At 58.3% G+C, this 11957-nt stretch carries 10 protein-coding genes and 1 pseudogene; 6 read left to right on the forward strand and 5 right to left on the reverse strand.

Features of this window, described 5'->3' with window-relative positions; genetic code table 11:
* Positions 1–36: 36 nt before the first annotated feature.
* The 3 genes from pvdO (at position 37) to AACY02_RS20080 (ending at position 5322) form a co-directional block, all read left to right on the forward strand.
* Entirely contained in the window at positions 37–945 is a 909-nt protein-coding gene (gene pvdO / locus AACY02_RS20070) for a dihydropyoverdine dehydrogenase (protein WP_339433459.1), read from the forward strand.
* Between the two features lie 147 nt (positions 946–1092).
* Entirely contained in the window at positions 1093–2742 is a 1650-nt protein-coding gene (locus AACY02_RS20075) for a cyclic peptide export ABC transporter (RefSeq protein ID WP_339433460.1), read from the forward strand.
* 117 nt (positions 2743–2859) lie between these two features.
* Complete coding sequence (locus AACY02_RS20080) at positions 2860–5322, forward strand: TonB-dependent siderophore receptor (RefSeq protein WP_339433461.1); 2463 nt, start codon at positions 2860–2862, stop codon at positions 5320–5322.
* 568 nt (positions 5323–5890) lie between these two features.
* On the opposite strand, the gene AACY02_RS20085 is transcribed toward AACY02_RS20080, so the two are convergent.
* A complete protein-coding gene (locus AACY02_RS20085; protein WP_339433462.1) occupies positions 5891–6556 on the reverse strand; it encodes a ribonuclease T2 in 666 nt (221 codons plus the stop codon).
* 165 nt (positions 6557–6721) lie between these two features.
* Between AACY02_RS20085 and AACY02_RS20090 the strand changes: the two genes are divergently transcribed.
* Together AACY02_RS20090 and AACY02_RS20095 are read left to right on the forward strand one after the other, a co-directional pair.
* Positions 6722–7204 carry a hypothetical protein gene (locus AACY02_RS20090; protein WP_339433463.1) on the forward strand — a complete coding sequence of 161 codons (483 nt, stop codon included), beginning with the start codon at positions 6722–6724 and terminating at the stop codon, positions 7202–7204.
* 76 nt (positions 7205–7280) lie between these two features.
* The gene (locus tag AACY02_RS20095; protein ID WP_339433464.1) at positions 7281–8072 is read left to right on the forward strand and encodes a transporter substrate-binding domain-containing protein; all 792 of its coding nucleotides are present in this window, start codon (positions 7281–7283) and stop codon (positions 8070–8072) included.
* Between the two features lie 3 nt (positions 8073–8075).
* On the opposite strand, the gene AACY02_RS20100 is transcribed toward AACY02_RS20095, so the two are convergent.
* Entirely contained in the window at positions 8076–8285 is a 210-nt protein-coding gene (locus tag AACY02_RS20100; RefSeq protein ID WP_339433465.1) for a hypothetical protein, read from the reverse strand.
* 133 nt (positions 8286–8418) lie between these two features.
* Here AACY02_RS20100 and pseH point away from each other — a divergent pair, with 133 nt between their 5' ends.
* A complete protein-coding gene (pseH, locus tag AACY02_RS20105) occupies positions 8419–8970 on the forward strand; it encodes a UDP-4-amino-4,6-dideoxy-N-acetyl-beta-L-altrosamine N-acetyltransferase (RefSeq protein ID WP_339433466.1) in 552 nt (183 codons plus the stop codon).
* Positions 8971–8976: 6 nt separating this feature from the next.
* On the opposite strand, the gene rimA is transcribed toward pseH, so the two are convergent.
* The 3 genes and pseudogenes from rimA to AACY02_RS26090 form a co-directional block, all read right to left on the reverse strand.
* Positions 8977–9756: a S6 modification regulatory phosphodiesterase RimA gene (gene rimA, locus AACY02_RS20110; RefSeq protein WP_339433467.1), complete on the reverse strand. Its 780-nt coding sequence runs from the start codon at positions 9754–9756 to the stop codon at positions 8977–8979.
* 145 nt (positions 9757–9901) lie between these two features.
* A complete protein-coding gene (locus AACY02_RS26085) occupies positions 9902–10774 on the reverse strand; it encodes a methyl-accepting chemotaxis protein (RefSeq protein ID WP_409339157.1) in 873 nt (290 codons plus the stop codon).
* Positions 10760–11716, reverse strand: a pseudogene (locus AACY02_RS26090) (methyl-accepting chemotaxis protein); the annotation flags it as partial. The gene AACY02_RS26085 and the pseudogene AACY02_RS26090, both read right to left, overlap by 15 nt.
* Positions 11717–11957: the final 241 nt, after the last annotated feature.

Consider the following 11957-nt stretch of genomic DNA (forward strand, 5'->3'; position numbering starts at 1 on the left):
GCGATCCCTTTTTTTCCTTTTAGCGAGCCCCCTCCAATGAACAGTGAACTGCGTCGTTTTTCCTTGAAGGCCCTGCCGGCACTGATGCTCACCGCCCTCGCCATCAGCCTGCTGCCAGGCGCCGCCCACGCCGCCACGCCACCTGCGCCGGGCAAGGTGTTCAAGGACTGCAAGGACTGCCCGGAAATGGTCGTACTGCCCACCGGCACGTTCACCATGGGCACTCCGGATGACGAAGTCGGCCGCGAACCTGACGAAGGCCCGATGCACCCGGTGACGTTTGCCAACCCGCTGGCGATCAGCCGCTTTCAGATTTTGAAGGGCCAGTGGAACGCCTACCTCACCGACACCGGTTACAACATGCCCGACGGTGACACCCGCCCCGGTCGCGCCTGCAAGGCTGGCGTTCCCGACTATCAGGGCAGCGACCCAAAAAAGCAGTACACCGACAAGCATCCGGCGGTGTGCATGGACTTCCCTGAAGTCGAGGCGTACGTGGCGTGGCTGTCGAAGAAAACCGGCAAGCCATATCGACTGGTCAGCGAATCCCTGCGTGAATACGCCGCCCGCTCCGGCAGCAGCGGCCCCTTCCCCTTCCCGTTCGATGAAGGCAAGGAATACAGCATCGCCAAACACGCCAACACCTACGGCGCCGCCGATGGCTACAACTTCACTGCGCCGGCCGGCAGCTTCCCGGCCAACGCCTTCGGCGTCTACGACATGCACGGCAACATCTATGAATGGACAGCCGATTGCTACAACGAAAACTACATCGGTGCGCCCAGCGATGGCAGTGCCTGGTCGAGCGGCAAATGCGAAGTGCGCCGCATACGCGGCAACGACTGGGGTGAGGCGCCAGTGTTCTCGCGCTCCGGCAATCGCAACGCGACCTACACCGACACGCGCGGCGACTGGATCGGCTTTCGCGTCGCCCGCGATCTGTAGCGCTATCGCCCGGCTAAATTAGCCGTCCTGCCAGTCGTTTTACAGGTGGGCGCCAACCGACACGGCGCGCCACCGCCCTCTACGTCATCCAGGCGAAGCCCGCGAGTCAATGCCGGCCTTCGCCGCTCTCTCAAGCAGGGAACCTCCATGAGCAATCCAACACGCGGGGTGATCAATGAATTGTTCGCCCTGCTCAAACCCTTTCGGCTGATCGTCACCGGCGCGATCCTGCTCGGCATGGTCGGTGGTCTGAGCGTCACCGCGTTACTGGCAACCATCAACAGCGTGCTGCACAGCGAAGGCGACCTGAGCAACACCATGGTCGCGGTCTTCGCCGGCCTGTGTCTGCTAGCCCTGACCACCTCGATTTTTTCCGACATTGGCACCAACTATGTCGGCCAACACATCATCGCCAAACTGCGCAAGGAACTGGGCGAGAAAGTCCTCTCGGCGCCGATCGAGCAGATCGAGCGCTACCGCAGCCATCGCCTGATTCCGGTGTTGACCCACGACGTCGATACCATCAGCGACTTCGCGTTCGCATTCGCCCCGCTGGCGATTTCGATGACCGTGACCCTCGGGTGCATGGGTTATCTGGCGATGCTGTCGTGGCCGATGTTTCTGCTGACGGTGGTCGCCATTCTGATCGGCACGGTCGTTCAGTACATTGCTCGCGGGCGTGGCATGCAGGGTTTCATGAAGGCCCGCGACTACGAAGACGAACTGCAGAAGCACTACCACGCGCTCGCCGAGGGCGCCAAGGAACTGCGCATCCACCGTCCGCGCCGGCACCGCATGTTTGTCTCGGGCATTGAAGGCACGGCGGACAAGATCTGCGACATTCAGGTGCGATCGGTGAACATATTCGTGATCGCCAAGACGCTCGGTTCGATGCTGTTCTTCGTCGTGATCGGTCTTGCGCTGGGCCTGCAATCGCTGTGGCCGAGCGCCGACAAAGCGGTCATGAGCGGCTTTGTACTGGTGCTGCTGTATATGAAAGGCCCGCTCGAACACATCATTGCCGCGCTGCCGATTGTCAGTCGCGCGCAGATCGCGTTCCGCCGTATCGCCGAGTTGTCCGAGCAGTTTTCCTCACCCGAACCGCACCTGCTGCTCAACGATCAAGGCCATAAAAAGACAACGGTGCAGAGCCTGGAGCTGACCGACGTCTCGTACAGTTTTCCGACCGTACAAGGCACGATCCCATTCCGTCTCGGGCCGGTGAACCTGAAGATCGAACAGGGTGACATCCTCTTCATCGTGGGCGAGAACGGCTGCGGCAAAACCACCCTGATCAAACTGCTGCTGGGCCTGTACGCGCCGCAGCAAGGTGAAATCCGCCTCAACGAGCAGATCATCGACGCCACCACCCGTGACGATTACCGTCAACTGTTCACCACGATTTTCGCCGACTACTACCTGTTCGACGACGTGGTGCAGGGCGACACGCACATTCCGCAAGATGCCAACAAATATCTGGAGCGTCTGGAAATCGCGCACAAGGTCAGCGTGCGCGACGGTTCGTTCACGACCACCGACCTCTCGACCGGCCAACGCAAGCGTCTGGCCCTGATCAACGCGTGGCTGGAAGAACGGCCGGTACTGGTGTTCGACGAGTGGGCCGCCGACCAGGACCCGACCTTCCGCCGCATCTTCTATACCGAACTGCTGCCTGACCTCAAGCGTCTGGGCAAAACCATCATCGTCATTTCCCACGACGATCGTTACTTCGATGTCGCCGATCAACTGGTGCGCATGAACGCCGGCAAAGTGGTCACCGAGCTTCAACCCGCCTGATTGTGAAAAATTTGTAAAAAAAGTGCGTTGAGTCTTTCCGGTTTTCGGAAGGCTCAACGTCTTACTTACAGTTAATAGAAATAGTTCTCAGTCAACACTTTGAAGAGTAGAAGAACAATGCCCGCACCGCACGGACTCCACCCGCTCGCCAAGGCTCTGCTGATCCGCCGCTCCTTAGGTTCCACGTTGCCAGCGCTGTGCGCCATGGCTCTGACCCTGCCATTGGCAGGCCAGGCCCAGGCCGCCGCCGTGGCGATCAATATTCCTGCTCAGTCGCTGGGGAGCGCTTTGCAGGAATTCGGCCGCCAGACCAACCTCCAGGTGCTGTACAGCCCGGATGAAGTGAGTGGCCTGCGCAGCACCGCCGTCAACGGCAACCTGGAACCAACGGCCGCGATCGCCCAGTTGCTCAATGGCACCGACATCGCCTACAGCGTGCAGGGCAACAACGTCGCATTGCGCGCCCGCAACGCCAACGGCGCCAGCCTGGATCTGGCACCGACCAACATTTCCGCCTCCGCGGAATCAGCCTGGGGTCCGGTTGCCGGGATCGTCGCCAAGCGCAGCGCCTCGGGTTCGAAAACCGATACGGCGATCAAGGAAATTCCGCAGACCATCAACGTCGTGACTCAAGACGAAATCAAGATGCGCGGTTCGAAGTCGGTGACCGAAGCCCTGCTCTACACACCAGGCATGACCGGCGGCGGTTTTGCAGACCGGGTGAAGATTTTCGACGAGCCAACCTCCCGTGGCTTTTCCCCTACCCCGCTGTACCTCGATGGCCTGCACATGCCTTATGGCGGCGGCAGCACCGGCGGTTCGCTGCAGATCGACCCGTACACCCTGGAGCGCGTCGAAGTGCTCAAGGGCCCTGCGTCGGTGCTTTACGGCCAGAACCAGCCTGGCGGTATCGTCAACATGGTCAGCAAGCGTCCGACCGCCACTGCGCTGCACGAAGTGAAGATCGGTGGCGGCAGCTATGACCGTAAATACGGTGCCTTCGACTTCGGCGGCCCGATTGACGATCAGGGCGAGTTCCTCTATCGCCTGACCGGCGTGTTCAACGACAGCAACTCGGCCATCGACTATGCCAGCCAGAACCGCATGTTGCTGGCGCCAAGCCTGACCTGGCTACCGAACGACCGCACCACCATCACTGTCTTCGGCCAGTACCAGAAAGACCACGACGTACCGGAAGCCCAGGGTTTACCTGCGTTCGGCACGGTCAAGAGCACCTCGAACGGGCGTATCAGCCGCAGCCGGTTCATTGGCGAGCCGGACGTGAACAAGTACCACCGCGAGCAGTTCGTCCTCGGTTACGAAATCGCCCACGAACTCAACGACGTCTGGACCCTGAAACAGAACGCTCGTTACGCCGACGTCAACGACCAGTACGTGGCGCCGCTGCACGGTTATTCGTTCCCGACCAACCCGGTCACCGGCCTTAACGACAATAGCTACCAGAACCGTTACGCGGTGGACTGGTCGCAGCACAACAAGGTTTACGGCATCGATAACATCGCCCAGGCCAAGTTCAAGACTGCCGATATCGACCACACCGTGCTGTTGGGCGTGGACTACTACCACTTCAACTCGCAGTTCCTTGGCCTCTATGACCGCACCGCCCCGGGTATCGACCTGTACAACCCGGTATATGGCAGCCAGATCAATTTCCGCCAGCCGTACAAATGGGACAACACCATCACGCAGACCGGCCTGTACGCTCAGGATCAACTGCGCTGGAACCAGTGGTTCCTGACACTCGGCGGTCGTTATGACTTCGCTGAAACGGATAACAAGCAACCACTGACTCGCGGCCACACCAACCAGAAGGACGAGAAGTTCACCGGTCGTGCCGGCCTTGGTTATGAGTTTGAGAACGGCATCACGCCATACGTGAGCTACGCCGAATCGTTCCTGCCGCAAACCGGTACTGACATGGGCGGCGGCGCATTCGAACCCACCACCGGCAAGCAGTACGAAGTCGGTATCAAGTACGAGCCGACGTCCATCGATGGCTTCATCCAGGTTTCGGCCTACCAGATCGACCAGGACAACATGCTCACCTCGGACCTCAACAATCCGGGTTTCAGCACCCAGAGCGGGACCGTGCGCTCGCGTGGTGTCGAGTTGGAAGGCAAGGTCAATGTCACCCGCAACCTGCGCGTAATGGCTGCGGTGTCACGTAACCAGACCAAGTGGGAGAAAGACAACGACGGTCGTGAAGGTCGCACCCTGGCGATGCGTCCACCACTGACCGCGTCCGCTTGGGTCAACTACGACTTCGACAACTCCACTGCCCTGGCCGGTTTCGGTATGGGTCTGGGTGCACGCTACGTGCGCAGCAGCTACGGTTCGGACTACGAGTCGGACTCGTTCCAGATCCCGTCCTACACCGTGTATGACGCCATGGTCTCCTATGACCTGGAAAAATCGCCGCTGCACATCAAAGGCGTGAAGCTGCAAGCCAACCTGCAGAACCTCACCGACGAGAAGTACGTTGCCGCGTGCAACAGCACCCTCGACTGCTACTACGGCGAAGGCCGTACCATGACCGCCGACGTGACCTACAACTGGTAATACGTTCAGCACTCACTAAAGCGCCGACATCTGTCGGCGTTTTTCTTGCTTGATTGAGCGAGGCGGCCGTTGGGCCGACCATGCTCTTGTAGCCTTTGTGAATATCCGTTTTTTGGGTGTTGCGGCTGGCGGTTCCGCTCTTACAGCGGGTCACTTTTTCCGGACGTACTTCATCTCGCCAAGACTCAGTGTTCCCTCGCTACGGTGGGCTCCAAGTCAAAGGCCAACGCAGATCAAAAGATCGCACCCTTCGGCAGCCTCTACAGGGAATGGGGGCACCCGCCAGAGACTGGTCGGCTGGCAGGCCACCATCGCCAACAGGCTGGCGCCTACAGTTTTAATTTGCGTACACACAACGAGCGTTAGCTCGCGTACAGCGCTTGACCTCAAAGGCCCGTCGGCAGGCTTCGTTCCGGGATTGATCCGGGGGTGGGAGCGCAGCGGCCGTTCGACGAAGTCGAACACATCGAGAGCAGGTGCAGCGAAGGGCTGCCCCCTAAGAAGCCATTACCTTCAAGCAAAAAAGGCGCCCATTCAGGCGCCGTTCCTTGAACAATTGCCGATCACATCACCGCGACGGCGGAACCCGAATATCCCCTGCCCGGCACTGAGTTTTCACACCCTTGCCACAGGCGCCAGGCTGCAGGTCTTTACCCATGCACACGCGTACCTCCGACAATTCCGGGCCGCTGCAAATCACCGCGATGCCATCCGCCGCAATCCCCGGGTTAGCCTTGCGGAACAAGTCGGAAATCTCCTGCGCCTCAAAGTAATAGGACGTACTGAACGGTTGCAGCTCTTGCGGGATTTTCACCGCGCCCACCGCTTTATCCGCCGCATCCAGATAGCCCATCGCGCCGAGACCACTGCACGTGCCATGTTTCGACCATTCGTGATCAAGCAATTTGCGGGTCGGGAACAGCGTCATGCCCTTGCTGCTCTGCTCTGCCGACAGCGTAGCCATCGGCGGGCAGAATTCTGGCCAGCCGCCCTTGGCGTATTGCGGCCACAGACCATGCAGCACGAAACCGTAACCTTTGCCGGAACACTGCACGTCGTCCTTGTGTGTAAGGCAAAACGTCGGCGACCAGGACAACGACAGCAGGTAGTAATCAAACACCCCCGCCACTGATTCCGCCTGCACCTTGCTGGCCTGGGATTGACGCGCCGAACTCAGGCCGATACTACCGGCCGTCAGCGCAATCACCGCCAAAATTGTAAACAGCTTTTTCATACACCCGCTCCTTGGGACGCTTGCGTCCGTGGTTTTCGATCCTGACCCGACTGGGTCAGCCATGATTTCGACACGCTTGTGTTGCAAGCGCATGACGCAAGGCAACGCTGTACTCCGTTGAAAGGTCTACGATTAATAAGCAGACATCAAACACAGGGATCCGAAATGAGTAAAGCAGACGAACTCGCCGCGAAGCTCAAGCAAACCCGGCACACCCCCGCGGACGACATTACCTGCGCGGAACTGGAGATCGATTGCTGGCCGGCGCAGGTCTATGACCTGTACCACCGCATCGAGGCGTGGTTGCAGCCAGTGACCGAAGTCGGCCTGAAGATTCGACGCAACCCTACCCACGTTTGCGAAAGTTCGCCCGACGGTCAAACCCATGATTACGCCATCGACCAATTGATGATCGAGGCCAACCACCACAGCCTCACGTTTGATCCCATCGCACGCTTTACCGGGGATGGTTGCGGTCGTGTGCAGATTACCCTGCCAGGCAAAGACACTTCCCTGCTGCGCACCGTCGATGAGCACCACGAAAGCCATTGGTGGTTGCAGTCGATGGAAACCGGGCAGCAACTGGATGCGATTGCACTGACGGAAAACAACCTGTTGCAGGTGGTGCAGGAGGGATTAGGCTTGTAAGTGCATCGTACCGATAGGGATCAGCGCCAAGAACGTGGTTAACTTCTCGCTCCGATCCCTTGGAAGCTCGACAGCCATGAGAACAACCACAATCCTGCTCGGTACCCTGCTGGCCCTGCCCCTGACCTTCAGCGCTCAGGCTTCAGAACAATCGTCACATCTGGACACCCTCCAGCAACAAGGCCAACTGCGCGTCTGCACCACCGGCGACTACAAGCCCTACACTTTCAAGCGCGACGACGGCGAATTCGAAGGCATCGACATCAGCATGGCGCGCTCGCTGGCCGAAAGCCTCGGCGTCAAAGTCCAATGGGTGCAGACCACTTGGAAAACCCTGATGCCCGACATGCAGGCCGGTAAGTGCGACATCGGCATGGGCGGGATTTCGGTGACCCTGGAACGGCAGAAAAAGGCCTATTTCAGCAACACCCTTGACGTCGACGGCAAGATCCCGCTGGTGCGTTGCGCCGATCAAGCCAAGTACCAGACCCTCGAACAGATCAACCAGCCCAACGTAAGACTGGTCGAGCCTGCCGGCGGCACCAACGAAGCCTTCGTTCATGCCTTCCTGCCCAAGGCACAACTGGCCCTGCACGACAACGTGACGATCTTTGAGCAACTGCTCGACAACAAGGCCGACGTAATGATCACCGATGCCTCGGAAGCGCGTTATCAGCAGAAGCTCAAACCCGGCTTGTGTGCGGTCAACCCGCACCAATTCATGCAGTACGGGGAAAAAGCCTACCTGCTGCCGCGCGATGACATCAGCTGGAAACTGTACGTCGATCAGTGGCTGCATCTGAGCAAGGTCACTGGCCAATATCAGAAAGTGCTGAGTGAATGGATTGCCGTAACACCTGAGCAGTAATCCTCAGTCGTCATGCAACAGGCCGGAGCTGTATTGGTTGAAGCTGTTAGCCATATTGCTCCCGCCAAACTTCAAGGTGTTGGCATTGCGCCCCTGCGGCGACTGACAGTCGCTGGAGAAACAACTTGTCGTGGTCAACCCTCCCGCCCCCGAACACGCACTCAACACCGACACAGTCGCAATCAACAACACTTTGACGACGTTCAGACTCATGGCACGATTCCCCTCGGGATGGAAAGCAACGATCTTGTGTCAGCATCCTAGGCCCGCGCCGTACCCGGCAACATGAAACTTTCGTGATCGACAGCGCCAGTTCAGAATCACAGCGCCAGACAAGGACATCTGCATGCAATTTCTTCCCTTGACCGAAGCCAGCCCCGACCTCCAGGCCCACGTCCGCCACCTGCGCAATCAGCAAGACGTGCGCAAGTACATGTACACCTCCCACGAAATCACCGAACAGGAACATGCCAACTGGCTGGCCTCCTTGCAGGCCAACCCACGGCAGCAGGTTTTTGTAGTGATCAAGGATCAACAAGCGGCCGGGGTTGTTTCGTTGAATGCGATCAATGCAATGCACAAAACCGCCGATTGGGCGTTTTATCTGGATGTCAGATTGCAGGGTAAAGGACTGGGCAGTGTTGTTGAGTTCTGGATGCTGGATTACGCCTTTGACGTCGCGGGGCTGGAAAAGCTGAATTGCGAAGTGCTGGCGATGAATTCGGCGGTGGTCAAAATGCACCAGAAGTTCGGGTTCGAAGTGGAAGGCGTACGGCGACAGAACGTGGTGAAAGATGGAGTGCGGGTTGACGTCGTGCTATTGGGGATTACCAAGGCTGAGTGGCTACACAAACGCTCGGCGCTGGCCCCCGTTATCGAGCGGATCAGTGCGAGCTGAAGACGCTCAGCGCTTGAGCCACGCCCCCTTTGGAATCTGCGCCAGTGACTTGAAAGCAGGTTTGGCGAACCAGAAACCCTGCATCAGATAAATGCCGCAATCAGCGAGAAAGTCTCTTTCCTGCGCCTCTTCTATGCCCTCGGCGATCACCTCGACGCCCAACTCTCTACACATGTTCACAACGTTACGCACGATGGTCTGGCGAACTCGGTCAAGGTGGATATCCCGGATCAACGCCATATCCAGCTTGATCAAGTCCGGCTGAAAGTCCGCCAATAAGTTAAGACCGGAATAGCCTGCGCCAAAGTCGTCGATCGCCGTCTTGAAACCAAACTCACGGTACTCACGCAAGATGTTCGTCAGATGGCTGTTCTTTTCAACGTGCTCGCCCTCAACCGCCTCGAAGATCAAGCGATCCAGCGGGAACCCGTGAGCGCGCGCCGCTTCAAGCGTGCTGCGAATGCACAATTCCGGACGGTAAACGGCATTCGGCAAAAAGTTGATCGACAGGTACTCGGTCATACCTAACTGAGCCGCCGTGGAAATAGCCCGAACACGACACAGTTGATCGAATCGATAACGATTTTGATCGTCTACCTGCTCCAGAACTGACAACGCCCCCTCACCATTCACGCCGCGAACCAAGGCTTCATGGGCAAAGGTTGTTTGATCGCGCAGATCCACAATGGGCTGAAACGCAAAGGCGAAATCCAGATCCGGCGCGCCTTGGTTTTTGCAGCCCTGGCAGCCTCCGGGTGAGGCGGATGTTTTTGGAAAGTCGGTCATGACGCCCCCTGATAATGGGTTGCAACCGTCCGTGGTGATAAATAAAGAAACAGCGCTTGAGCCGGGTTATCTGCCAACCCAAGCATCACTTTAGCCCAACGGCGCCTGAATATTTGAAGGTGCCGTGGACTGATCGTTCGCATAATCAGGTGCGGAAATGCGCAGTCATTCGCTGCAAGTCCTGCCCCAGCGACGCCAGCTCAATCGTCGCTGCCGCACTCTCTTCGCTGGCAACCGCCGACTGGTCGGCCACATCACGCACGCTGACGATGCTGCGATTAATCTCGTCGGCCACGGCACTTTGCTGCTCGGCAGCGGCCGAGATCTGCAGGCTCATTTCCTGAATCGTACCGATGGACTGATTGATCTCGGTAATCGCCAACTCGGCTTTTTGCGCCAACACCACCGTATCGAGGGTGCGCTCGCGGCTGGAGGCCATCAGCGTAGAGGCCGCTTGCGTGCCTTGTTGCAGGGTAATGATCAGTGCCTCGATTTCCTTGGTCGAGTCCTGTGTGCGCTGGGCCAGCGAGCGTACTTCGTCTGCTACCACGGCGAATCCACGTCCTTGCTCACCCGCCCGCGCTGCTTCGATAGCGGCATTCAACGCCAGCAAATTGGTCTGTTCGGCGACGGCCTTGATCACATCGATCACTTTACCGATCTGCTCACTGTCCTGAGACAGCACGTTCATCGCACCGCCCAACGCTTCAATGGCCACAGCGAGCTCACTGATCTGCACCGTCGCCTGTTTCACCACCGTACTGCCGTGGCGCGCCTGTTGATCGGCCAACGTCGCGGCCGCGGACGCATCGGTGGTGTTGCGCGCGACCTCCTGCACCGTCGAGGCCATTTCGTGCATCGCCGTGGCGACTTGATCGACTTCACTTTTTTGCTGACGAACACCCGCGCTGGTCTGCTCGCTCATCGCCGAAAGTTTTTCCGCCGAGGTCGAAATATGCGTGACACCATTGCCGATGCCTTGCACCAACGTGTTCAGGTTCTGCGCCATGTCTTGCATCGCGTTTTGCAGATCGCCCAACTCATCCTTGCGATTTGATTTGGCCTGTACCGTCAGATCGCCCTTGGCAATTCGTCGAGCCAGATCAACCGTCAATGCCAGCGGCGCAGTGATCTGGCGCGAGATAACCACCGAAGCGAACAACCCGACCAACAGCGCCAACAGGGTCAACACCGCCATCTGAATAAACGCTGAGCGCTGATCTTCAAGCGCCAGGCGCTGCTGGGTATCCATCAGACCGTTCATGATGCTGTCCATCGCCTTGCTTTCCTGATCGACCTGCTGACGCATGCTCTGCTTCTGCGCAAACAGCCCGGCCACTTCCACCAAGACGTCGCGATAACGACGCATCCCGGCGTACGCTTCTTCAACCTGGCTCGACAGGGTCGCCGGCAAACGGGTACGCGCTTCAGTGATATCGCTCAGGAACGTGTCGGTCGTCGCCATAAGCACATTTTTGTTCACCTCATTCGGCACCGCGATGTAGCGACGCAACATCAGGCGAAACAGGGTCATGCCGTTGCGCAAGTCAGCCACCGTACGTAACTCCCGAACGCGCTCGCTATCGGCTGACGCCAGAGCGCTGGTTGTGGTGCTTTCAAGCATCCCGGCAAACGTGTCTGCGTACTTGTCGGACAGCGCACTCAGCGGTTTCAAGGCATCCGTCGTCGACTTGTCGGCATCGATCAGCCGCTTCACCTTTTCATCATAGGCAAGGATAGACGCTTGCAAAGCCTTCAAGGCTTGTTGGTTTTCGGCACGCGTCAACGTTTCCAGTGCCCTGCCCACCAAGCCCTGCAAGACATTGAGCTGAGCGTGATAAGAATCAACGAAAGCAGCGTCAGCCGCAGCTTCGTACTGTTTTTCGGACAATCGCATATTTTGCGTAGCGTCATTCAACGTGCCAATCAGGCGCGTCGTACTCAAGCGATCAACCAGCACGTTGTTGCTGTTATAGCCAATGAAAGCAACGGCCAAAACAGCCAGCAAAAGAATGCCGAAACCGGTTCCCAGCTTGCGGGAAACCTTGATGTCACCCAGGAAATTCGATGCTACCGGCGTTTTTCAAGGTTGTTGTCGCGTCGCCGTCTAACTATGCCGCTCTTTTCTCGGTCTGCTGCTGCCGATCCGGGTTCAACATCACAGTGCCCATCGGCTCCCAGTTTCTTGTCTGTCCAGACCA

This window comes from Pseudomonas sp. EA_65y_Pfl2_P78, from assembly GCF_963970495.1.
Lineage (GTDB): Bacteria > Pseudomonadota > Gammaproteobacteria > Pseudomonadales > Pseudomonadaceae > Aquipseudomonas > Aquipseudomonas baetica_A.

What these genes read in the sequence shown, in the direction of transcription:
- pvdO (WP_339433459.1), top strand. Translation starts at nt 37, where the DNA reads ATGAACAGTGAACTGCGTCGTTTTTCCTTGAAGGCCCTGCCGGCACTG.
- AACY02_RS20075 (WP_339433460.1), top strand. Translation starts at nt 1,093, where the DNA reads ATGAGCAATCCAACACGCGGGGTGATCAATGAATTGTTCGCCCTGCTC.
- AACY02_RS20080 (WP_339433461.1), top strand. Translation starts at nt 2,860, where the DNA reads ATGCCCGCACCGCACGGACTCCACCCGCTCGCCAAGGCTCTGCTGATC.
- AACY02_RS20085 (WP_339433462.1), bottom strand. Translation starts at nt 6,556, where the DNA reads ATGAAAAAGCTGTTTACAATTTTGGCGGTGATTGCGCTGACGGCCGGT.
- AACY02_RS20090 (WP_339433463.1), top strand. Translation starts at nt 6,722, where the DNA reads ATGAGTAAAGCAGACGAACTCGCCGCGAAGCTCAAGCAAACCCGGCAC.
- AACY02_RS20095 (WP_339433464.1), top strand. Translation starts at nt 7,281, where the DNA reads ATGAGAACAACCACAATCCTGCTCGGTACCCTGCTGGCCCTGCCCCTG.
- AACY02_RS20100 (WP_339433465.1), bottom strand. Translation starts at nt 8,285, where the DNA reads ATGAGTCTGAACGTCGTCAAAGTGTTGTTGATTGCGACTGTGTCGGTG.
- pseH (WP_339433466.1), top strand. Translation starts at nt 8,419, where the DNA reads ATGCAATTTCTTCCCTTGACCGAAGCCAGCCCCGACCTCCAGGCCCAC.
- rimA (WP_339433467.1), bottom strand. Translation starts at nt 9,756, where the DNA reads ATGACCGACTTTCCAAAAACATCCGCCTCACCCGGAGGCTGCCAGGGC.
- AACY02_RS26085 (WP_409339157.1), bottom strand. Translation starts at nt 10,774, where the DNA reads ATGCAAGACATGGCGCAGAACCTGAACACGTTGGTGCAAGGCATCGGC.